The sequence below is a fragment of the Streptomyces sp. NPDC034049 genome (assembly GCF_055575575.1).
The window spans coordinates 13,244-33,861 of sequence record NZ_JBVISJ010000019.1; the positions used below are offsets into that span (position 1 = coordinate 13,244).

Annotated in this window: 22 protein-coding genes; 12 read left to right on the top strand and 10 right to left on the bottom strand. The window is 71.5% G+C overall.

Annotated features, from left to right (window positions below; translation table 11 throughout):
• The first annotated feature begins 330 nt into the window (after nt 1–330).
• Both ACZ52C_RS36685 and ACZ52C_RS36690 read left to right on the top strand, forming a co-directional pair.
• On the top strand, nt 331–1,635 hold the full coding sequence (locus tag ACZ52C_RS36685) for an SGNH/GDSL hydrolase family protein (RefSeq protein ID WP_469078980.1): 1,305 nt from the start codon (nt 331–333) through the stop codon (nt 1,633–1,635).
• Nucleotides 1,636–1,738: 103 nt separating this feature from the next.
• Nucleotides 1,739–2,062 (top strand): hypothetical protein, encoded by a 324-nt coding sequence (locus tag ACZ52C_RS36690; RefSeq protein WP_469078861.1) that lies wholly within the window; start codon nt 1,739–1,741, stop codon nt 2,060–2,062.
• Between the two features lie 110 nt (nt 2,063–2,172).
• Here the strand turns inward: ACZ52C_RS36690 and ACZ52C_RS36695 are convergent, their stop codons facing one another.
• Nucleotides 2,173–3,561 (bottom strand): nucleobase:cation symporter-2 family protein, encoded by a 1,389-nt coding sequence (locus ACZ52C_RS36695; RefSeq protein WP_469078862.1) that lies wholly within the window; start codon nt 3,559–3,561, stop codon nt 2,173–2,175.
• Nucleotides 3,562–3,814: 253 nt separating this feature from the next.
• Here ACZ52C_RS36695 and ACZ52C_RS36700 point away from each other — a divergent pair, with 253 nt between their 5' ends.
• Complete coding sequence (locus tag ACZ52C_RS36700) at nt 3,815–4,288, top strand: DUF6214 family protein (RefSeq protein ID WP_469078981.1); 474 nt, start codon at nt 3,815–3,817, stop codon at nt 4,286–4,288.
• A gap of 34 nt (nt 4,289–4,322) precedes the next feature.
• Here the strand turns inward: ACZ52C_RS36700 and ACZ52C_RS36705 are convergent, their stop codons facing one another.
• Nucleotides 4,323–4,988 (bottom strand): DUF305 domain-containing protein, encoded by a 666-nt coding sequence (locus ACZ52C_RS36705; RefSeq protein ID WP_469078863.1) that lies wholly within the window; start codon nt 4,986–4,988, stop codon nt 4,323–4,325.
• A gap of 194 nt (nt 4,989–5,182) precedes the next feature.
• On the opposite strand from ACZ52C_RS36705, the gene ACZ52C_RS36710 reads away from it, so the two are divergent.
• Nucleotides 5,183–6,694 carry an LVIVD repeat-containing protein gene (locus tag ACZ52C_RS36710; RefSeq protein ID WP_469078864.1) on the top strand — a complete coding sequence of 504 codons (1,512 nt, stop codon included), beginning with the start codon at nt 5,183–5,185 and terminating at the stop codon, nt 6,692–6,694.
• Nucleotides 6,695–7,011: 317 nt separating this feature from the next.
• Here the strand turns inward: ACZ52C_RS36710 and ACZ52C_RS36715 are convergent, their stop codons facing one another.
• The 4 genes from ACZ52C_RS36715 to ACZ52C_RS36730 form a co-directional block, all read right to left on the bottom strand.
• Entirely contained in the window at nt 7,012–7,710 is a 699-nt protein-coding gene (locus tag ACZ52C_RS36715) for an HAD family hydrolase (RefSeq protein ID WP_469078865.1), read from the bottom strand.
• Between the two features lie 32 nt (nt 7,711–7,742).
• Nucleotides 7,743–8,426, bottom strand: a complete 684-nt coding sequence (locus ACZ52C_RS36720; protein ID WP_469078866.1) for a phosphatase PAP2 family protein — start codon at nt 8,424–8,426, stop codon at nt 7,743–7,745.
• 134 nt (nt 8,427–8,560) lie between these two features.
• Nucleotides 8,561–9,502, bottom strand: a complete 942-nt coding sequence (locus ACZ52C_RS36725) for a M56 family metallopeptidase (protein ID WP_469078867.1) — start codon at nt 9,500–9,502, stop codon at nt 8,561–8,563.
• Nucleotides 9,503–9,593: 91 nt separating this feature from the next.
• On the bottom strand, nt 9,594–10,148 hold the full coding sequence (locus ACZ52C_RS36730; protein WP_469078868.1) for a DUF5134 domain-containing protein: 555 nt from the start codon (nt 10,146–10,148) through the stop codon (nt 9,594–9,596).
• A gap of 228 nt (nt 10,149–10,376) precedes the next feature.
• On the opposite strand from ACZ52C_RS36730, the gene ACZ52C_RS36735 reads away from it, so the two are divergent.
• Together ACZ52C_RS36735 and ACZ52C_RS36740 are read left to right on the top strand one after the other, a co-directional pair.
• Nucleotides 10,377–12,029, top strand: a complete 1,653-nt coding sequence (locus ACZ52C_RS36735) for an FUSC family protein (protein WP_469078869.1) — start codon at nt 10,377–10,379, stop codon at nt 12,027–12,029.
• Nucleotides 12,026–12,574 carry a MarR family winged helix-turn-helix transcriptional regulator gene (locus tag ACZ52C_RS36740; protein WP_086802779.1) on the top strand — a complete coding sequence of 183 codons (549 nt, stop codon included), beginning with the start codon at nt 12,026–12,028 and terminating at the stop codon, nt 12,572–12,574. The genes ACZ52C_RS36735 and ACZ52C_RS36740 overlap by 4 nt, the downstream gene beginning before the upstream one ends.
• A gap of 97 nt (nt 12,575–12,671) precedes the next feature.
• On the opposite strand, the gene ACZ52C_RS36745 is transcribed toward ACZ52C_RS36740, so the two are convergent.
• Nucleotides 12,672–13,064, bottom strand: a complete 393-nt coding sequence (locus tag ACZ52C_RS36745; protein WP_469078870.1) for a VOC family protein — start codon at nt 13,062–13,064, stop codon at nt 12,672–12,674.
• A gap of 87 nt (nt 13,065–13,151) precedes the next feature.
• Here ACZ52C_RS36745 and ACZ52C_RS36750 point away from each other — a divergent pair, with 87 nt between their 5' ends.
• Nucleotides 13,152–13,691: a GNAT family N-acetyltransferase gene (locus ACZ52C_RS36750; RefSeq protein ID WP_469078871.1), complete on the top strand. Its 540-nt coding sequence runs from the start codon at nt 13,152–13,154 to the stop codon at nt 13,689–13,691.
• Nucleotides 13,692–13,707: 16 nt separating this feature from the next.
• Here ACZ52C_RS36750 and ACZ52C_RS36755 read toward each other — a convergent pair whose 3' ends face one another.
• Nucleotides 13,708–14,391 (bottom strand): glycerophosphodiester phosphodiesterase, encoded by a 684-nt coding sequence (locus tag ACZ52C_RS36755; RefSeq protein WP_469078872.1) that lies wholly within the window; start codon nt 14,389–14,391, stop codon nt 13,708–13,710.
• 415 nt (nt 14,392–14,806) lie between these two features.
• Between ACZ52C_RS36755 and ACZ52C_RS36760 the strand changes: the two genes are divergently transcribed.
• From ACZ52C_RS36760 to ACZ52C_RS36775, 4 genes are all read left to right on the top strand, one after another.
• Nucleotides 14,807–16,204 carry a DUF6421 family protein gene (locus ACZ52C_RS36760; protein WP_469078873.1) on the top strand — a complete coding sequence of 466 codons (1,398 nt, stop codon included), beginning with the start codon at nt 14,807–14,809 and terminating at the stop codon, nt 16,202–16,204.
• A gap of 47 nt (nt 16,205–16,251) precedes the next feature.
• On the top strand, nt 16,252–17,004 hold the full coding sequence (locus ACZ52C_RS36765) for an SDR family NAD(P)-dependent oxidoreductase (RefSeq protein ID WP_045561731.1): 753 nt from the start codon (nt 16,252–16,254) through the stop codon (nt 17,002–17,004).
• Nucleotides 17,001–18,071, top strand: a complete 1,071-nt coding sequence (locus tag ACZ52C_RS36770) for a threonine aldolase family protein (protein ID WP_086802775.1) — start codon at nt 17,001–17,003, stop codon at nt 18,069–18,071. The genes ACZ52C_RS36765 and ACZ52C_RS36770 overlap by 4 nt, the downstream gene beginning before the upstream one ends.
• An 83-nt stretch (nt 18,072–18,154) precedes the next feature.
• A complete protein-coding gene (locus ACZ52C_RS36775) occupies nt 18,155–18,748 on the top strand; it encodes a transglutaminase domain-containing protein (RefSeq protein ID WP_469078874.1) in 594 nt (197 codons plus the stop codon).
• Nucleotides 18,749–18,755: 7 nt separating this feature from the next.
• Here ACZ52C_RS36775 and ACZ52C_RS36780 read toward each other — a convergent pair whose 3' ends face one another.
• A complete protein-coding gene (locus ACZ52C_RS36780) occupies nt 18,756–19,484 on the bottom strand; it encodes a lysophospholipid acyltransferase family protein (protein ID WP_469078875.1) in 729 nt (242 codons plus the stop codon).
• A 186-nt stretch (nt 19,485–19,670) separates the two neighbouring features.
• A complete protein-coding gene (locus ACZ52C_RS36785) occupies nt 19,671–20,087 on the bottom strand; it encodes a DUF4395 domain-containing protein (RefSeq protein ID WP_469078876.1) in 417 nt (138 codons plus the stop codon).
• Nucleotides 20,088–20,162: 75 nt separating this feature from the next.
• Between ACZ52C_RS36785 and ACZ52C_RS36790 the strand changes: the two genes are divergently transcribed.
• Nucleotides 20,163–20,576: a thioredoxin family protein gene (locus tag ACZ52C_RS36790; RefSeq protein WP_469078877.1), complete on the top strand. Its 414-nt coding sequence runs from the start codon at nt 20,163–20,165 to the stop codon at nt 20,574–20,576.
• Nucleotides 20,577–20,618: the final 42 nt, after the last annotated feature.

A 20,618-nucleotide genomic window follows, 5' to 3' on the forward strand; every position in this document is an offset into this window, starting at 1 on the left:
GACACCGCGAACCGAGCCACCCGCCGCCCGCCCCGACGGCCCGCCATCCGGGCGCCCACCGCCCGTGCGTGTCGGGATCACGTGGTCCGGACGGTGTGATCCGTGCGGGGCGTCCGGATGGCGTGGCCCGTACGGGCGTCGAGGCGGCCTGATCCGTACGGGGCGTCGGACGGCCTGATCCGTACGGCGTGGTCCGGACGGTCCGTGTGTCGTCCCGGTCCGCGCGGTCTCGGCCCGCCCCCGTTCCCTTCCGAAGAGAGGCACCGTTCCTTGCACCCGATCGACAGTCCCCGGCCCGCCCCGCCGAACGGCAGGGCGCCGCTCGCGACCGTGCTCGCCGTCTGTGTGCTCGCCCTGGCCCTCGTGGTGGCCTCGTCCGCCCTGGTCGCGCTGGTCCGGAGCCCGCAGCGGACGGGTGGGACCGGCACCGGTGACACGGCGACGGCGGCCCGGCACTGGGTGAACACCTGGTCCGCGATGCCGCAGCTCACCGAGCCGGGCAACATGCCACCGCCGCCGTTCACCGGGGACCGGGCCGTGCTGGTCGACACCACCCTGCGGCAGACCGTGCGCGTCACCACCGGCGGCGACCGCGTCCGGCTGCGCTTCTCCAACGCCTTCGGCGGTGTCGCGCTGCCACTGACCTCCGTGACCGTGGCGCTGCCGCTGGGCGGCCGGGCGGGGGTCGGCGCGATCGAACCCGGCTCGTCGCGTCCGGTCACCTTCAGCGGGAGCGGATCCACCACCGTTCCGGTGGGCGCCCAGGTCGTGTCCGACCCGCTGGACTTCACGCTGCGGCCGGGCACCAACCTGACCGTGACGGCGTATCTGGCGGAGGGGCAGGCTTCTCTCGCCCTCACCTCGCACCCCGGTTCCCGCACCACCTCGTACCTGGCGCACGGCGACCACACCGAGGACGCGGACCTGCCCGGCGCGACCCCGACCAACCACTGGTACCTGCTCAGCGACGTCGAGGTGCTGTCCCGGCCCGCCACGACCGCCGTCGCCGTCCTCGGCGACTCGCTCACCGACGGCCGGGGCTCCACCACCAACGGCAACGACCGCTGGCCCGACCAGCTCTTCGACCGGCTCCAACGGCAGCCCGGCACCCGGCACATCGCCGTGGTCAACCAGGCGGCCGGCGGCAACCGTGTCCTCAACGACGGCCTCGGGCCCAACGCCCTCGCCCGGCTGGACCGCGACGTCCTGGCCCACAGCGCCGTCGAGCAACTGATCGTGTTCGAGGGCGTCAACGACCTGGGCACCGCGGCGGCCACCCCCGCCGCCCAGCAGCGCGTGACCGCCGACCTCGTCGCCGCCTACGAGCAGATCGCCGTCCGCGCCCATGCCCGCGGCATCCGCGTGTACGGCGCGACCCTGCTGCCCTTCGGCGGCAACACCCCCTACGACGACACCGACGGACACCGCGAGGCCGCCCGGCAGGCCGTCAACACCTGGATCCGCACCAGCGGCACCTTCGACGCCGTCCTCGACTTCGACCGCGCGGTCCGTGACCCCGCCGACCCCAGCCGTCTCCTCCCGGGTCTCCACGATGGCGACTGGCTGCACCTCAACCCGGAGGGTTACCGGATCCTGGCCGCGGCGGTCCCGGCCCGTCTGCTCCGGCGCGGCTGACCGGTACGGGCGCGCACACCCGTACCGGGGCCCGACTCCGCCTGGACCGTGCGGTGGTACGGCCACCTGATCAACCGTCAACTCGTCGGGTACCGGTTACCGGGTGCCGTTCATCGAAGGCGAGCGCGCTGGACGCGACCGGCTGCCGGTCGTGAGCGTCCGCGCCGCGCCGTGGGAGACCCTGCGGGCCAACCGGATACGTGAGGTTCTCAGGGTCGATGCCCTGGATCTGCTAATGCCTCGGGGCCTTCTTCGGCTTCTTCCTCTGGGCGTCGTCCACCTGGGTCTGCTGGGTATCGGTGATGACCGATACCACTTCGATGGCTGCGGGTGCGGCGAGGGCGCCGCAGAGCGCGAAGCCGCACACGGCTATGGCGGTGCGCTTACGAACGGCGACTTGCATGGTGCATTACCTGATTTGAATTGAATTGCACCTTCTCTCCCACACTTCTCCTCGTCCCAGGTGACGTCAAGAGGCGGTGTCTCTCGGACAAGGTCGTATGCGTGGAGGGGCTTCCAAGTTGAAGGCTGAACCACCTAGAGGGCCTCTTCCCGGGGCTCCTGAGCACCCTCGTCGACGCCGCCGGCCGGGAGGCCTTCCGCCTCGGCGTCGGCTGAACCGGCCTTCGCCGGGCGGTGGTTGAAGAGCAGGTTCAGCGTGATCGCCGTCAGGCAGCCCGCGCTGATGCCGCTGTTCATCACCGTCCGGAACCACTCCGGGAACTCCGCGTAGACCGACGGCACCCCGACCGGCAGCAGCCCCACCGCCACCGAGACGGCCACGACCGTCAGGTTGTCGTTGCCCCTGAACTCCACCCGGGCCAGCGTGCGCAGGCCGCTCGCGGCGACGGTGCCGAACATGACCAGCCCCGCGCCGCCGAGCACCGGTGCCGGGATCGCGGCCACCACGGCGCCGAGCTTCGGCAGCAGGCCCAGCAGGACGAGGATCCCGCCCGCCGCCGCGACGACCCAGCGGCTGCGCACCCGGGTCATCCCGACCAGGCCGACGTTCTGCGCGTACGCCGTGTACGGGAAGGTGTTGAAGACCCCGCCGAGGACCGTGGAGAAGCCGTCCGCGCGCAGCCCGTCGGCGAGCGACCGGGGCTTCACCTCGCGGCCGGTCAGCTCGCCCACCGCGATCAGGTCACCGGTGGTCTCGGTCATCGTCACCAGCGCCACCACCAGCATGGACAGGATCGCGGAGAGCTGGAACACGGGCGCCCCGAAGTGGAACGGCGTGCTGACGCCCAGCCAGCCCGCGTCCCGCACCGCGCCGAAGTCCGTGAATCCCAGCGGGACGGCGACCGCGAGCCCCACGACGATGCCGACCAGCACCGCGATCCGGCTGAGGAACACCGGGGCGAACCGCTGCACGCCGACCACGACGAGCAGCACGAACGCCGCCAGCGCGAGATTCCGCGGCGCGCCGAAGTCCGACGCGCCCACCCCGCCGGCCGCCCAGTTGCCGGCCACCGGCAGCAACGAGAGGCCGATGATCAGGATGACGGTGCCGGTGACGAGCGGCGGGAAGAAGCGGAGGAGTCTGCCGAACACCGGGGCCAACAGCATGATCGCCAGGCCGGCCACGATCACCGAGCCGTAGATCGCGGGGAGGCCGCCGCCCTCGGTCCCGATCAGCACCATGGGGGACACGGCCGCGAACGTACAGCCCTGCATGATCGGGAGCCGTACGCCGAAGCGCCACACACCGACGCACTGGACCAGGGTGGCTATGCCGCACACGAGCAGGTCGGCGGTGATCAGATACGCCAGGTCCGCGGGTGGCAGCCGCAGCGCGCCGCCGACGATGAGGGGCACGGCGACCGCGCCCGCGTACATCGCGAGCACGTGCTGGAGGCCGAAGGCGAGGAGGTGGCGGATGGGGGGTACGTCGTCCACGGGGTGGGTGGGGGTGGTGGATGCCATGGGCGAGACCTTAGGGGACTTGAACAGTTTGTTGATTTCAGGGGTGTTGCCGGTACGGGATGCGAGGCGCGGGCCGATGGGGCCGATCGCGCACCTTCCCCGCGACGGGGGGCGAAGGTGCTGCGCCGTCGGGGTGCCGCATGCACCCGGCACGCGTGGCTGTACGCAGAGAATGTGATCATGCGTTTACGTTGCATGGGTGCTGGAAGCATCCTTTCTCAATCTCTCCGACCGCCACTGGCAGGACGGCGCGGTGTCCGTGCGGCCCGCGTGGGAAGTGCAGGAGCACGACGGCGCCACGGCCTGGTACAACGCCTGGCTCTCCTTCCCGGACGGCGCGGGGGTCGAGGTCCTCGCCGTGGTCTGCGGGGGCCGGCTGTCGCTGGAGGACGTACGCGCCCAGCCGCCGCTGTCCCTGGACGACCTGGCCGAGCTCGCCGACTGGATCGAGGGGCCGCTGTTCGCGGCCTGCGGCACCAAGCTCGACCTGGTCGAGGGGGAGCCGGAGACCTCGTCCGGGTCCGGGCGGCGGGCCCGGCCCGCATGGCCACGCGGTGAGGAGGGGCGGCGGCTGGTGGCCGAGGAGTATCTCGCCGCGCAGCGGTGCGGCCACGACCCGGTACTCGCCGTGATGTGCGCGACCGGGCACAGCCGCCGCAAGGCGCTCCGGCTGATCGCCGGGGCGCGTGACGAGGGCCTCCTCGGCCCCCGCCACGCCCGCCGCTGAGCCCGGGAGCCGGTTGCTCGGGGAACGAGGTCGGCTACTGCGTCAGGTCGCGCATCCGGCTGATCTCCGTGGTCTGCTGCGCGATCACGTCGTCGGCCATCTCCTCGATGAGGATGTTGTTGCCCTGCGCCTTCACGTCCGTGGCCATGGTGATCGCCCCTTCGTGATGGGTGATCATCAGCTTCAGGAACAACCGGTCGAACTTCTCCCCGTCGAGCGTGCCGAGTTCCTTCAGCTGCGCCGCCGTCGCCATGCCGGGCATCTTCCCGTGATCGTGCGAAGTGCCCCGCTTGTCGGCGTCGTTGGTCTCAAGCCAGCCCTCCATGGCCTCGATCTCGGGCTTCTGGGCGGCCGAGATGCGCTCGGCGATCCGCTTCACCTGGGTCGACTCGGCGTGGTCGGGGGCGAGTTCGGTCATCTCCAGGGCCTGGGTGTGGTGCTGGATCATCATGCGCGCGTAGTCGAAGTCCGCTGAATTCGGCGAGTCGTCCTCCGCTCGCTGCTTCTCGACTTCTTCCGGCGAGAGGGTTTGAGCGGCCTCACCGGGTTTTCCGGGCGCGATCACCGCGGGCCCGCTCGCCTTGCCCGAACCGCCGTCGGGCGCCGCCTCGGACCCCGAGTCGCAGCCCGCGAGCACCAGCAGAGCGACCGTCAGCGAGGCCGTGACCAGCGGCGCGCGGGTGGTGCGGCGAACGAGCACAGTGACCTCCTGGGACACAGCAACGGGCGTACACCTCGTGAGTGTTGACGAACGTTCCTAACACGCTTTCACATGGGGGTGATCAAATTTGTTCGTTACAAGTACATTGCCGTCTGTTGATCTGTGCATGATGAAGACGATACTGCGGTGGTGCTCGAACCGTTCAACCGCGAACGGCCACAAGGGAGGACACAGTGACCCTGTTGAACAACCTTCGGACGCGGCGCAGACGTCTGGGGGTCGCCGCGACTGCGGCCGGACTCCTGGCCGCGTTGCTCACCGCCGGACCGGCGGCCGCGACCCCCGACCCCGGGGACTCGCCCGCGGTGCGGGAGAAGGTCTCCAAGAGCGATGCCGCCGAGGCACGCGAGGCGATAGCCGCCGGTGAGATCCCCGGCCAGGACGAGATCGTCCATTCCGCCAACATCCAGCATCTGGCCAACATCCCCAAGGAGGCGCTGCCGGGCACCAACTCGGACCTCGCCTTCCAGGGCAGGTACGCCTTCGCCGGCAACTACGACGGCTTCCGCGTCTTCGACATCAGCAACCCGAAGGCGCCGAAGACGGTCGCCCAGGTCCTCTGCCCCGGCTCGCAGAACGACATCTCCGTCTCCGGGGACCTGCTCTTCCTGTCCACCGACTCCTCGCGCAGCGACAACTCCTGCAACAGCACCACGCAGCCCGCGACCGAGAAGTCGTCGTGGGAGGGCGTCAAGATCTTCGACATCAGCGACAAGGCGAACCCGAAGTACGTCGCCGCCGTGGAGACGGCCTGCGGCTCGCACACCCACACCCTGGTGCCCGAGCGCAGGAACGTCTACGTCTACGTCTCCTCGTACTCGCCGAACGCCACGTTCCCCGACTGCCAGCCGCCGCACGACGGCATCTCGATCATCAAGGTGCCCCGCAAGTCCCCGGAGAAGGCGGCCGTGGTGGGCTTCCCGGTCCTGTTCCCCGGTGAGGGCCCGGACGGTGGCGGCAACCCGGGTTCGCCCACGAACCCCGGCGTCTCCAAGACCACCGGCTGCCACGACATCACGGTGCTGCCGTCGAAGGACCTGGCCGCCGGTGCGTGCATGGGCGACGGCATCCTGTTCTCCATCAAGGACCCGGAGAACCCGAAGGTCATCGACCAGGTCCAGGACAACGTGAACTTCGCGTTCTGGCACTCGGCCACCTTCAACCAGAAGGCGAACAAGGTCGTCTTCACCGACGAGTTGGGCGGCGGCGGCGCGGCCACCTGCAACGCCGCGATCGGACCGGACCGCGGCGCCGACGGCATCTACGACATCGTCGGCAAGGGCGACAAGCGCAAGCTCGTCTTCAAGAGCTACTACAAGATCCCCCGTCACCAGGCCGACACCGAGAACTGCGTCGCCCACAACGGCTCGCTGATCCCGGTCAAGGGCAAGGACATCATGGTCCAGGCGTGGTACCAGGGCGGTGTCTCCGTCTGGGACTTCACCGACTCCGCCGAGCCCAAGGAGATCGCCTACTTCGAGCGCGGTCCGATCTCCACCACCACCCTGGTGGGCGGCGGCACCTGGTCGGCGTACTACTACAACGGCCACATCTACTCGAACGACATGGTGAAGGGCTTCGACGTCCTGAAGATCAACGACCGGCGGACGGACCCGGCCAAGTGGGTTCACCAGCGTGAACTCAATGTGCAGACGCAGCCGGACTACTTCGACTTCGACTGGTAGAGCCGGCGCGACACCGTCAAGTCACCCGTCCCGCCGGACCCTTCGGGGACCGGCGGGACACCGCGTTCCCCGGCGCTCTCATCGACCGGCGCGCCCGGCGGGGACATCCTGTAACTCCCGCGTCGACCGACGATCGGCGAACTATACTCAGCGCTCCCGGGCGGCCGACCCTGTCTGTGCCCGCCCGGCCGTCTGTTCGTCCCGGGCCGCACGGGGGACGGTCCGGGACGGACGTCCGGCGGCGACGAACGACCCACCGTCGCACGGGCCCTGGGCCCACGGCCCGCTCGGCGAGCGGCTGCCGAGCCGACGCCGGCTCAGTCCAACAGATCCAGCACGGGCCGCAGTCCGTCCGGCCGCTGCGCGACGGGCAGATGGTCCACGAAGTGCACCCCGCACCCCAGCGCCGCCGCACCGCCGTCGGCCCGCCGGTCGTCGCCGACCATCAGGGTGTCCCGCGCGTCGACACCGAGCGCCAGGCAGGCGAGCGCGAACAGCCGCCGGTCCGGCTTCTGCACACCGTGCTCGTACGACAGCGTGTACCCGTCGACGTACGGGGCGAGGCCGTGCGCGCGGAACACCGGCCGCAGGTCCCAGCCGATGTTGCTCACCACACCGACGGCCACCCCGCGGTGCCGCAGGGCCGCGAGCACGTCGACGGCGTCCGGGTAGGGCCTCCACGCCGCCGGTGTCATATGGCGGTCGTACAGCGCGTCATGGAGTGCGGGCGCGGGGAGCGCCACCCGACGGGAGAGCCCGGTGAAGGCCGCCCGGTGCTCCTCGGCGCTCCGGTCCCGCAGCGCCCACAGGCCGGCCAGGTCGCCCGTCGGCGCCTCCACCGGGACGGCGCCGCCCGGCAGGGCCCCGGCCCGCTCCAGTGCCGCGGCCGCCCGGACCAACTCCGGCTCCGGCATGGTCAGCGAGCAGTCGGCGAGGGTGGCGCGGAGCCAGGACTCGGTGGACTCCACGCGGAACAGGGTCCCGGAGAAGTCGAACAGCACTGCCTTGACCGTCATGCCGTCGATCCTTCGTGGCCGCGCGTATCCGGTCAAGTACGCCTCGGCGCACCCCACTTCTCGTACGCGAGCACCGCCAGCGCGATCGTCAGACCGCCCAGCAGCCAGCCGGCCAGCACGTCCGAGGCCCAGTGCACGCCCAGCCAGATCCGGGTCAGCCCGACGCCCACGACGGAGACGGCCGTCACCGCCACCGCCGCGCGGACGACGACACGACCGGCGCCGTACAGGTGGAGCAGCCACACCAGCAGCCCGAGGACCACCGCGGCCGTCATGGCGTGGCCCGACGGGTACGCGGCGTAGTGGGCGGAGTCGACGGGGTCGGGCCACGCGGGCCGTTCCCGTCCGACGGCGGCCTTCAGCGCCTGCTGCAGCGCGGTGCCCGCGGCGCAGGTGACCGCCAGCCAGAGGGCGAGCCACCACTCCCGGTGGCGCCACACCAGCCAGATCGCGACGGCCGCCACCAGCAGACGCATCGTCACCGGGTCCCAGACCCAGTCCGTCAGGATGCGGAACGCGTGGGTGAGGCCCGGGGCGTCGACGGCCCAGCGGTGTGTGGTGTTCGCGATGCTCTCGTCCAGCGACATGAGCGGCGCCCATGAGATCGCGACCAGGACGAGCAGCAGGACGGAGGGCGCCGCGAAGGCCGCGACGGCGCGGACGGTGCGGGTGGTCGACGGCCGGTGGGGCGGCGAGTCGACGGTGGGGGTGTGCATACAGCGATCCTGGCCGACTCCCGGGCCCTCAGGCCAATGCCGAGGCGTGAGATCACTGTCACGCGCCGCGACCGGATCGAAGCCGTCGCGCCGCACGTTGTCCTTGGGCTTGTCTTGGTCCCTTCTTTGCCATGTCACGACCTACCGAGTGCCCGCAACGCGGGAACGAAAGCCACCAACAGCGGTACGACCGGTACCAGGGCGCCGTACGCGGTCAGCCGCAGCCGGTGTGCCGGGGTGAGGCGATCCGGCGGCGCGAGCAGCCGGTCGACCCGCTGCGGCACATGGTCCTCAGGGGTCGGGCAGGGACCGAACACCCCCCGGTCCTCGTTGAGGCCGACGAGGGCGAGGGCGATGGTGAGGCGGCCGTGGCGACGGGAGGCGGTGTCGTCGGCGGCGAGTTCGACCAGCCGGTGCATCTCGTCGCGGAACGCGGCGAACACCGGAACGCGGGGGAACCCGCCCGCGAGCGCCGCCGAACAGTGCAGCAACCAGTGGTGCCGCGCCCGCGCGTGCCCCTGCTCATGTGCGACCACCGCGTCCACCTGCCGCCCCTTCAGTCGGCGCAACGCGGCCGTGGTGATGACCAGTCGGGGTGTGGGGCCGGGCAGCCACCAGGCGTCCGGCCGCTCGCCCTCGACCACCACCAACCGGTCGCCGTCCGGCTCCTCACCGGGCAACAGGGGGGCGCGCAGGCGGAGTTCGGCATGGCGGCGACGGTGCTGCCGCCGGGCCCGCAGGATCTCGCGGGCCAGCATCGTCCCGGTCCACAGCCCGCCGCACGCGAGTGCCACGGCGGTGGCCACGGCCCAGGAGCCCCCGCCGTCCAGCGCGTACGCCTCCACGACCCCCTGCGGCGCGGGCGCGAACACCCGCCCGCGCACCACCGTCCAGGCCGCCGCCGCGCTCAGCGCCATCGACAGCGCACAGCACAGCAGCACCGCCGCCACCACGCACTGCCACACCCACAGGGCGACCACCGGTTCACGGTCCGGCCAGTCGGCGCGGGCCAGCAGTCGCGGGGCGACGACGGCGGTCAGGGCGCCGAGCAGCAACAACGCCGTGGGGACCATCATGAGGCGCAGCCTATGAGCGCGCCGGTGCACGGCGACACGGGCCGAGCCACCGAAGTGACACAGACCACGACCGGGCGCCGCCCGTGGCGGTTCAGACCGTCAGCAGCATGGCGAACATGCCGATGCCCATGGACAGCCGGCAGGCCCGCGCCAGCTCCGGCCGGTCGCCCCAGCCCGTCGCGCCCCCGGCGCGGATCCCCGTCCCCGCAGCGGCCGGTGCGGGCATGAGCCGGAGCCCCGCCCACATCACGTACCCGGCGAAGTACACCAGCAGCGCCCCCGTCACCGGCGGCAGTCCCGCGGCGCCGTGGCCGCCGCCCGGCGCGGCGGCCATGACCGCGGCCATGTAGACCATCGCCAGCGCGCCCACCAGATGGTGCAGATGGTGCGCGCTCGCGCGGGCCGCCCACAGCGCGCGCACCGCGGCCGCGCCGAACACCAGCGCGTAGCAGAGCCAGGCCCAGCGCGGCGGGGTCAGGGCCACGGCGGGCACGGCCATCGCCGCCATGCCGAACCCCATCAGCGCCTCGCCGCCCGCGGAACGCCGCTGTTCCTCCACGGCGCTGCGCATCCGCAGCAGGCAGTACCCCCCGGTCACCGCGCACAGCGCGACCAGCAGCCAGCCGGCCGAAACCGGTCCGTGCACCGCGCACCTCCCCGTTCGACTTCCCGTTCGACGACGTCGGTCGTGCTGAGAGTGAGGTCGGACAGTCGGACAGGGCATGCCCGGGTCCGATGGAGCGCATACGAGCGCAAGGGTGTACGCGGGGGAGCGTGCGGGAGTGCGTCGCGCGGGAGTGCGGGGCCACGCGGGAGTGCGGGGCCACGCGGGCGGCATATCGTTCACGAGTAAAACACCTGCTAAGGTTCCTGTATGCGCAGCGTCCCACGCCCCCGTGCCCACCGGCTCCCGCTCGCCGGTGTCCTCCGGGTGAACCGCCCCTCCGAGATCTGGTTCAAGCCCGCGCTCAGCGTGGTCGTCGCGACGGCACCGCCGAGCCTGACGCTGCTGGCCCTCGACCGCCTCGACCTGGCCATGTACACGATGGCCGGCTCCCTGTGCGCGCTCTACGCCCACCACCGCCCCTACGCGGCCCGCGCCCTGACCCTCGCCCGGGTTGTGCTCGGCATGGTCGCCGGACTGGCGGTCGCCCTCGTCACCGCCTCGCTCACCACGAACGCGGTGGCGCTGGTGACCGTGGGTGCGCTCCTCGCCGCCGCGCAGAAGGCCCTGTGCGACGCGAGCCGGATCGGGCCGCCCGCCAACGTCGTCCTCACCTTCGTCACCTCGGCGGCTCTCTTCGCCCCCCAGAGCCTTGCCCAGGTCCCCGGCCACCTCGCCGTGACCGCCGTCGCGGGCGCCTGGGCCTGGCTCGTCTGCATGGCCCCCGGTCTGCCGCGCCCGTACGGCCCGGAGCGCCGCGCCACCGCCCAGGCGCTGCGCGCGGTGGCCGCCCACGTCGAGGAACCCGAGCGCCCCGGCTCCCGCATGACCGCGGCGGGCGCCGTGCACACCGCCTGGCAGACCCTGCTCACCGCCGGGCCCCGCACCGAGCCCCGCCGCGCCCTCGCGGCGCTCCTGGTCCGCGCCGACACCGCACTCGCCGCGCCCGCCGAGGCGCACCCCGACCGACTGCGGGCGCTCGCGGGGGACGCGCTCGCCGTCGCCCACCTCCGGCGCGCCGCCGCCCCGGCGGGCGCGGCCGACGCACCGCACGACGCGGAACGCCCCCACACGGGCCGCCGGCGCTCCTCCTGGACCGCACGCCCCTCCTGGAACCCGCACGCCCTGCTCACCCCCGTCGCCGTGCGCACCGCCCTCGGGTGCGCCCTCGCCGGATACGCCTCCCTCGCCCTCGGAGTCGGCCGCCCCTACTGGGCCCTGGTCACCGCCGCCTCGCTCTACCAGGCGAACCTCACCCTCACCTGGAGCCGGGGCGTCCAGCGCGTCGTCGGCAACCTCGTCGGGGTGCTGGCCTTCGCCGCCCTGGTCCCGCTCGCCCACCTCGGCCCGGCCGCGCTCGTCCTGTGCTGCCTGGCGCTCGCCTTCGGCGCCGAGGCCCTCATCAGCCGCAACTACTGGCTCGGTACCGTCTGCGTCACCCCCATGGCCCTCCTCGTCACCGAGTTCGTCCGCCTCGCGAACCCCGGCGAGCTGATCACCGACCGGCTCCTGGACACCCTCGTGGGCGCTCTCGTCGGTCTCCTCGCGGCGGTGGTCGTCATGGACCGGCGCGCCGGCGACCGGGTCGCCCACGCCCTCGCCGCCGTGGAGCGCGCGCATGCGCACACGCTCCGTACGGCCGCCGACCCGGACGCCGCCCCCGGCGCGCTGCCCGCCGCCCGCCGCGCCCTGTCCGCCGCACTCGTCGAACTGCGCGCCGTCACCGACACCGCGAGCGGCGAATGGTGGCAACGCGCGCTGCCGACGGAGCGGGTGACACACGTCGAGCGGGCCGGACACCGTACGCTCGCGGCGACGGTACGACAGCACGGGTTCCAGGCAGCGGAGGGCGCACGGGCATGACGGCAGGCAACGGGCGGGCGGGGACGGGCAGTGGCGCGGCTCTCGGGGACACGGTCGCCAAGGTGGTGCGCCAGTGGCAGACGGTGCACCCCGGTCTCGATACCGCCCCGATGGAGATCATCGGCCGGGTCAACCGCTGTGCCGCCCTCCTCCAGCAGGCCGAGGACGCGCCCCTGCGCCACGCCGGGCTCACCCGCCCCGAGTTCGACGTCCTCGGCACCCTGCGCCGCACGGGCCACGAGCTGACGCCCAGTGAGATCGCCCGGGAGACCTTCGCCTCCGGCGCCGCCGTCACCAAACGACTCAAGCTGCTGACCGAGCGCGGTCTCGTCGAGCGTCGGGGAGACGCCCGTGACCGACGCGTCGCCCATGTCCGTCTCACCGACACCGGCCGCGACCTGGTGGACAGCGTCATGCCGGAGCAACTGGCGTACGAGGAGACTGTGCTCTCCGGGGTGGAAACCGGCGACCGGCGTGAACTCGCCGTGCTGCTGGGCGAGTTGCTGATCCAGCTGGAGGGCCGTCTGGGGCTGCCGCGGGCCTGAGGCGAACGTTCGCCCGGGCGAGGGGACTTCGGGCGGGAACCCATGGCGTCCCCCACGGGCCCGCGATGCCGCGCACCGTCCACCGGGATGTGACCGCTCAGATTCCCGGCCGGTAGCGCAGCGGATGGTCCGCCGGAATCTCCACCAGTACGATCTCCGTGCCGTCCGGGTCGGCGATCCACATCTCGACCAGCCCCCAGGGCTCCTTCACCGGCGGACGCCGCACCTCCACCCCGGCCGCCACAAGTTCCGTGTGCGCCGCCGTCACGTCCGCGACCTGCAGCCACAGCTTCAGCGCGGGCGACGGCGGCGTCGGCGAGCGGCCGGCGACCTCCAGGAAACCGCCGCCGAGGAAGTAGACGACACCCCGGTGCTCGCCCGTACCGAACTCCCGGTAGACGGGGAGTCCGAGCTGCTCGCCGTAGAAGACACGGGAGCGTTCCGGGTCGGTGGGGCGAAGGAGGGTGCGGCTGCTCAGTACGTGGATCATGCGATCGAGGGTAGGCGCTCAGCCGGGCGCGGGGGTCGTTACCCTCTTCGGTGTCCGATCCCTGCGGAGAGCTACCAGGAGCAGCCCGTGGACACCGCCGCCACCGACCTGACCTTCCGTGACGCCACCGACGCCGACGTGGACGTCCTCGTCGCGCTGATCGAGTCGGCGTACCGAGGGGACTCCAGCCGGACCGGGTGGACCACGGAGGCGGACATCCTCGAAGGGCAGCGGACCGATCCCGAGGGTGTCCTGGCGGTCATCAAGGCCCCCGACAGCCGGCTGCTCACGGTCGAGCGGGAGGGCGCGGTCGTCGCCTGCTGCCAGCTCGAACACCGCGGCGCGCACGCCTACTTCGGGATGTTCGCGGTGAGCCCGGCCCTCCAGGGCGGGGGCCTCGGCAAGGTGATCATCGCCGAGGCCGAGCGGATCGCGCGCGCGTCCTGGGGTGTGGGGGAGATGCACATGACCGTGATCTCCGTACGGGACGACCTCATCGCCTGGTACGAGCGGCGGGGCTACCGCCGTACGGGACGGATGACCCCCTTCCCGTACGGCGACGAGCGATTCGGCATCCCGCAGCGGGACGACCTGCGGTTCGAGCTGCTGGTGAAGGAGCTGGCGTAGCGGCAGGGCGTGGGGATCAGGCGGTGAAGCGGCCCGTGCGTTTGATGTCCGGGTAGTCGGTCGTCGCGCCGTCCAGCTGGAGGGCGCGGACCAGGCGCAGATGGTCCTGGGTGTTCACCACCCAGCCGATGATCCGCAGATTCGCCTTGCGGGCCTTCTCGACGACCTCCAGCGTCAGCCGCCGGATGTTCAGCACCAGGGTGGTGGCGCCCACCGCCACCGCCCGGTCCACGACGTCGGTGCCGTAGCGGCTGGCGACCAGCGCGGTGCGCACGCCCGGCACGAGACGGGCGATCTCGGCGACCGCCTCGTCGTGGAAGGACAGCACCTCGACCCGTCCCACCAGGTCGCGCCGGTGCATGATCTCGGCGAGGGCGTGGGCCGCCGCCGTGTCCTTGATCTCGGCCTGGAGCGGTGCCCGTACCGCGTCCAGGACCTCCTCGAAGGTGGGCACCCGCTCGCCGCGGCCCGCGTCCAGGGCGCGCAGCTCGGCGAGGGTCTTGTCGGCGATCGGGCCCGTGCCGTCCGTCGTCCGGTCCACATCCGCGTCGTGCATGACGACGAGCGCGCCGTCCTTGCTCAGATGCAGATCGAGTTCGATGACGTCGAGGCCCGCGCGATCGGCGGCCACGAAGGAACGGAGGGTGTTCTCGGGTTCGACACCCATGACTCCGCGGTGACCGATGGTGAGGAAGTTCAAGGTGGACTCGCTTCCGTCGACGGCGGCTCGGCCCGCGTGACCGGGGGAGGGGCGGCACGCGGCTGGGGCGCAGCGTAGTCCTCCCGACGTGCGATGCATCCGCGTGTGCACGGGGCCTTTCGGGGCGTGTCACCCCGTGCCACGTCGGAGAACAGGACCCTTTCCGCACCTGGCCGCACCGATCAGGTCATCCCTGAGTGGGCGAGTCCGGCGCGCGTTGACCCCGGGTGCCGTGCGCGCGGAGAGCGCGGCGCACGAAGTGTGATCTATGACGCGTGTGACAGGAGATTCAGCGGTTAGGTGCCGGGAGTGGCGGGAAGATTTCCGGCTGAGCCGCTCAAGATCGGTCTTGCGGTGGGGAACCCTCGCTACATACGGTGTCCTTACGAAAGGTTCTCCCGTGGAGGATGGGGTCATGACGGAAATTCTTGTGCAGACGGGTGCGGAGGGCGTTGTTCCTTCGGTCAGTAGGGTGGTGGAGCACCCGGCTTGGCCCGTGCTCAAGGACGCCGTGGAGCGGATCCGGCCATGGCAGTCGAAGGACGGCTCCATCGACCTCGACGCGGAGGGGGCCCCCGCTCCGGCCGCCGCCGAGCAGGCCGTGCGGGAGATCGTCGGTGCCGTCGAGGCGCTGTCCCCGCTGCTGCCGCACGACGCCGCCTACCACGAGGCGCTGGTCGGGGACCTCGGGCGCTGGGCCGACGACGGCTTCGGGGTGCCCGACTTCCTCGACTCGCTGCTGGCCTTCCAGCCCGCCGCGAACCGCGCGGACGGCCTGCAACACCTGGTCGTCTTCCCGATGTACACGCAGAACGGCAACCCCGACCGCAACCTCGAGGCGGTCGTGCTGCGCATGGTCTGGCCCGACTGGCTGGCGGAGCTGGAGCGCACCCGCTACGACAACCCGCTGTTCTGCGGCATCAAGTTCGAGGACTTCACGGCCGGTTACGACACCAACTCCGCCGTCCTCTTCCCGGAGACGATCGCCGTGCGCGAGGCGCCGGAACGATTCTCCTGGGGTGGCATCTTCTGCGACCGCGAGGCCGCCCGGTTCCGCCGGGTGACCGACGCCGCCGTCGACATCCTCGGCCTGGAGCTGCCCGAGGACATCGCCGCGATGGTCCACGACCAGAAGCGCTGCGAGGAGGCCTTCGTCCTGTGGGACATGGTCCACGACCGCACCCATAGCCACGGCGACCTGCCCTTCGACCCCTTCATGATCAAGCAGCGCCAGCCGTTCTGGATGTACGGCCTGGAGGAGCTGCGCTGCGACCTCACCGCCTTCAAGGAGGCCGTGAAGCTGGAGGCCGACGGCGTCCCGCAGGCCCGTGACGTGCAGTACGCCGTGCTCTTCGACCGTATGTTCCGCTTCCCTGTCACCGGCGAGCGGGTCCGCAACTACGACGGTCTCGGCGGCCAGCTCCTCTTCGCCTACCTCCACAAGCACGACGTCGTCCGCTGGACGGACAACAAGCTGCACATCGACTGGCAGCGCGCCCCGCAGGTCACCAACCAGCTCTGCGCCGACATCGAGCAGCTCTACCGCGAGGGCATCGACCGCCCGAAGCTCGTCCACTGGTTCGCCGGCTACGAGCTGGTCTCCACCTACCTCGCCCCGCACCCCGGCTCCCGCTGGGCCAAGGGCCCGGACGCCCTGGATCTGACGCAGCCGCCGCGGAAACTCGTCGACGACGTGCTTCCGGACGAGTTTCCGCTCAGCATGTTCTATGAGGCGCTCGCCAAGAAGCTGAAGACCGTGATCGCCTCCACCAAGGGCATCACGGCGGCGGACACCGAGCGGATCGCCGCGTGACCGCCCGGCTCGCAGACGTCACAGTCGCTGCCCAGGAGGCGAAGACCATGCAGAACGGCAACGGTGCACTGAGCGGCGCGGTGATCGCGGTGGCCGGCGCGGGCGGACCCGCCGGCCGGGCGGCCCTGCTGCGGCTGGCCGACGCGGGGGCGATCGTCGTCGGCTCCGACAACGACCCCGAGCGGCTCTCCGAGGCCGTGGACGCGGCCCGCTACGCGCACGGTGGCGCCACCGTCGTCGGCGACACGGTCGACCTCCTGGACCTGCAGTCGACCCGGGACTGGGCCACCCGCATCGAGAAGGACTTCGGCCGGGTCGACGGCCTCGTCCACCTCGTCGGCGGCTGGCGCGGCAGCGAGACCTTCACCCGGACCAGCCTCGACGACTGGGACTTCCTGGAGATGCTGCTGATCCGCACCGTGCAGCACACCTCCCTGGCCTTCCACGAGGCCCTTCAGCGCAGCGAGCGCGGCCGGTACGTCCTGATCAGCGCGGCCGGCGCCAGCAAGCCCACCGCCGGCAACGCGGCGTACGCCGCCGCCAAGGCCGCCGCCGAGGCGTGGACGCTCGCCGCGGCCGACTACTTCCGCAAGGCGGGCGGGCCCGAAGGGCCGACCTCCGCGGCTGCGATCCTGGTGGTGAAGGCATTGGTGCACGACGCGATGCGCGCCGACCGCCCCAACGCGAAGTTCGCGGGTTTCACCGACGTCAAGGAGCTGGCCGAGGCCATCGCCGGGGTCTGGGACAAGCCCGCCGCCGAAGTGAACGGACACCGTCTGTGGCTGACCGACAAGCCGTGAACCCTCCGAAGACCGACGCCCGACGCCATCACGACCCGGAGATCCGCGGCTTCGCCAGCGACAACTACGCGGGGGTCCACCCCGAGGTGCTCGCCGCCCTGGCCCTGGCCAACGGCGGGCACCAGGTCGCCTACGGCGAGGACGACTACACCGAGAACCTCCAGCGGATCGTCCGCAGCCACTTCGGCGCCACCGCCGAGGCGTTCCCCGTCTTCAACGGCACGGGTGCCAACGTCGTCGCGCTCCAGGCGGTCACCGACCGCTGGGGCGCGGTGATCTGCGCCGAGAGCGCGCACATCCACGTCGACGAGTGCGGGGCGCCCGAGCGGGTCGGCGGACTGAAGCTGCTCACCGTGCCCACTCCCGACGGCAAGCTCACCCCGGAGCTGATCGACCGGCAGGCGTACGGCTGGGACGACGAGCACCGCGCCATGCCGCAGGTCGTCTCGATCACCCAGAGCACCGAACTCGGCACCCTCTACACGCCCGAGGAGATCCGCGCGATCTGCGACCACGCCCACGCGCACGGCATGAAGGTGCACCTGGACGGCTCCCGGATAGCGAACGCCGCCGCCTCCCTGGACGTGCCGATGCGGACGTTCACCAACGCGGCCGGCGTCGACCTGCTCTCGCTGGGCGGCACCAAGAACGGCGCGATGTTCGGCGAGGCGGTCGTCGTCATCAACCAGGACGCCGTCCGCCGGATGAGGCATCTGCGCAAGCTGTCCATGCAGCTCGCCTCCAAGATGCGTTTCGTGTCGGTGCAGTTGGAGGCCCTGCTGTCGAAGGACCTCTGGCTGCGCAACGCCCGGCACTCCAACGAGATGGCGCAACGGCTCGCCGAGGGCGTCCGCGCGGTCCACGGCGTCGAGATCCTGTACCCGGTGCAGGCCAACGCCGTCTTCGCCCGCCTCCCGCACGACGTGAGCGAACGCCTCCAGAAGCGCTTCCGGTTCTACTTCTGGGACGAGGCGGCCGGCGACGTCCGCTGGATGTGCTCCTTCGACACCACGGAGGAGGACGTGGACGGCTTCGTCGCGGCGCTCAAGGAGGAGATGGCGCGCTGACGCACTGACCATGCCTGCATAAATATACGGTCACCTGAAAAGTCATTGACTCTCGGGTGATCGTTTTCCTATGCTCCGCAGGCATGGAGCTGATCCAGCAAACCCCTGACCTGTCCGCCTATCTCCAGGCCGACGAGGTCATCGACCATGACCATCCGCAGGTGCGGCTGACGGCCGCGCACCTCGCCGAGCAGGTGGCGGACTCGTATGGCTATGCGCAAGCGGCGTACGAGTACGTGCGCGACGCCATCCCGCACTCCCAGGACGTCGGCGATCCGCGCGTCACCTGGCGGGCGTCCGACGTCCTCGCGCGCCGCACCGGGATCTGCTACGCCAAGGCCCACGCGCTCGCCGCGCTGCTGCGTGCCGAGGACATCCCGACCGCGCTCTGCTACCAGCGGCTGGCGTCCGACGACGGGGACGGACACGTCGTCCACGGGCTGGTCGCCGTGCGCTTCAACGGGGCCTGGCACCGCCAGGACCCCCGGGGGAACAAGCCGGGGGTGGACGCCCGTTTCTCACTGACCGGGGAACGGCTGGCCTGGGTGCCCGACCCGGCCGCGGGCGAGGCGGACTATCCGACGCTCCACGCCGCACCGCACCCGGCCGTGATCGGCGCCCTCCGGGCGGCCCGGGACAGGCCGCACCTGTGGAGGACGCTGCCCGCGGCGCTGTAGGACCGGGTCAGCGGGCCTCGGCCTCGCGGACCTGTTCCGGGGTCGGGGCCGTGCCGCCGAGGTGGGCCGGCATCCACCAGGTGTCGTCCGGGCCCTTGGGGCGGACCGGGTAGGCGCGCTGGGCCGCCTCCAGCAACTCCTGCACGCGCTCGCGGAGTTGGCGGGTGATGGCGCCCGCGTACTTGTCCTTGGAGGCCTCTATCGCCTCGCCGACCCGGATGGTGATCGGGATGTGGCTGCGCTTGAAGTTGCGCGGGTGGCCCTTGGTCCACAGCCGCTGCGTACCCCACACGGCCATCGGGATCAGCGGGACACCGGCCTCCTGCGCCAGCCGCGCGGCACCCGACTTGAAGCTCTTCAGCGTGAACGACTGCGAGATGGTGGCCTCGGGGAAGACGCCGATGATCTCGCCGGAGCGCAGCGAGTCCAGCGCGTGCGTGTAGGCCGCCTCACCCTGCTTGCGGTCCACCGGGATGTGCCGCATGTTGCGCATCAGCGGACCGGAGACCTTGTGCCGGAACACCGACTCCTTGGCCATGAAACGCACCAGGCGCTTCTGCGGCAGTGCCGCCAGGCCGTCGAAGATGAAGTCCAGGTAGCCGATGTGATTGCTCACCAGCACCGCGCCGCCCGAGCGCGGAATGTTTTCCGTCCCCTTGAGATCGATCTTCAGGTCCCAGACCTTGAACAGGGTTTGGGCGAGACCGATCGCGGGGCGGTAGACAAGCTCTGCCATGGGCGGAGTGGACCCTTCTCTCTGCCTGGGAATGGGTCTCCCGGCGGGAAGTTACGCAGCCGTAGGTTTACGGCATCTCGCAGATCGTGCCCCAAGAACGCACGAGTAGCCAGTCTTGGTGCCGGCCAGGGGCGAGATTCTCGTCACGTCGGACACGCGATCGACCCCCGAACGTTCACCCCGAGGTCACCGGGCCCGTACGGTCACCCGCCGGACCAGCACATACATCTCGCATCCCAGGCAGTACCCGAACGCCGCGTTCAGGAAGGCCGCGGCGAGCGCGGCGCCGGTCGCCACGAGGCCCAGCCACCCGGGCCCCACCGTGAACCCGACCAGGCCCACCAGCGCGAAGACCAGCCCGACCGCCTGCGCGAACCGCGGCGGCTCCGGCGGCTCGAACTCCGTCGGCGGGCCGAGGCGCGGCCGGACGAGCGTGCGGAACACCCAGCCGTACGGCGACCGCCCCACCCCGCCCGCCGCGCCCAGCGCGAACGCGAACGTCTGCCAGGCCAGCAGCCAGGCGCTGCCGGTGATCAGCGCGACCGCCAGCACCACGGTCGTCACGGCCGCCCCGAAGCGGGGTCCCCTCACATCGATGTCCATGCGTCAAGCATTCCGCAAGCCAATCTCCGTGGGGAGTGGGGAATCTTTGCGGTCTCGTGAACGCTGAAGCACGCTGTGACCGGACTTGTGGTGTGTGGGCTGGTGCTCGCGGCGGCGAGCGCCTACGGAGTGCTGCATCGGCGGCGGAGCGGGAGAGTCAGGGTGCGCGGGCGGGACGGCGACAAGCGGGTCGGCGCGGCGGAGTTGGGGGAGGGGCTCGGCGAACGGGCCACGCTGGTGCAGTTCTCCAGCGCCTTCTGCGCTCCCTGCCGGGCGACCCGCAGGGTCCTCGCCGACGTGGCCGGAATGGTTCCGGGCGTCGCCCATGTGGAGATCGACGCCGAGGAACACCTGGACCTCGTGCGCCGGCTCGACATCCTCAAGACGCCGACCGTGCTCGTGCTCGACGCCGACGGCCGGATCGTGCGCAGGGCAACCGGTCAGCCGCGCAAGGCGGATGTGATCGCCGCACTGGGCGAGGCCGTGTGACGCCGCATTCCGGAACGCACTTGACTGTACGCGTCACCCATC

Excerpts from the sequence above, each read along its gene's own strand:
- ACZ52C_RS36695 (WP_469078862.1), bottom strand. The coding sequence starts at position 3,561 with ATGGCATCCACCACCCCCACCCACCCCGTGGACGACGTACCCCCCATC.
- ACZ52C_RS36715 (WP_469078865.1), bottom strand. The coding sequence starts at position 7,710 with ATGACGGTCAAGGCAGTGCTGTTCGACTTCTCCGGGACCCTGTTCCGC.
- ACZ52C_RS36720 (WP_469078866.1), bottom strand. The coding sequence starts at position 8,426 with ATGCACACCCCCACCGTCGACTCGCCGCCCCACCGGCCGTCGACCACC.
- ACZ52C_RS36725 (WP_469078867.1), bottom strand. The coding sequence starts at position 9,502 with ATGATGGTCCCCACGGCGTTGTTGCTGCTCGGCGCCCTGACCGCCGTC.
- ACZ52C_RS36735 (WP_469078869.1), top strand. The coding sequence starts at position 10,377 with ATGCGCAGCGTCCCACGCCCCCGTGCCCACCGGCTCCCGCTCGCCGGT.
- ACZ52C_RS36740 (WP_086802779.1), top strand. The coding sequence starts at position 12,026 with ATGACGGCAGGCAACGGGCGGGCGGGGACGGGCAGTGGCGCGGCTCTC.
- ACZ52C_RS36745 (WP_469078870.1), bottom strand. The coding sequence starts at position 13,064 with ATGATCCACGTACTGAGCAGCCGCACCCTCCTTCGCCCCACCGACCCG.
- ACZ52C_RS36760 (WP_469078873.1), top strand. The coding sequence starts at position 14,807 with ATGACGGAAATTCTTGTGCAGACGGGTGCGGAGGGCGTTGTTCCTTCG.
- ACZ52C_RS36765 (WP_045561731.1), top strand. The coding sequence starts at position 16,252 with ATGCAGAACGGCAACGGTGCACTGAGCGGCGCGGTGATCGCGGTGGCC.
- ACZ52C_RS36775 (WP_469078874.1), top strand. The coding sequence starts at position 18,155 with ATGGAGCTGATCCAGCAAACCCCTGACCTGTCCGCCTATCTCCAGGCC.
- ACZ52C_RS36780 (WP_469078875.1), bottom strand. The coding sequence starts at position 19,484 with ATGGCAGAGCTTGTCTACCGCCCCGCGATCGGTCTCGCCCAAACCCTG.
- ACZ52C_RS36785 (WP_469078876.1), bottom strand. The coding sequence starts at position 20,087 with ATGGACATCGATGTGAGGGGACCCCGCTTCGGGGCGGCCGTGACGACC.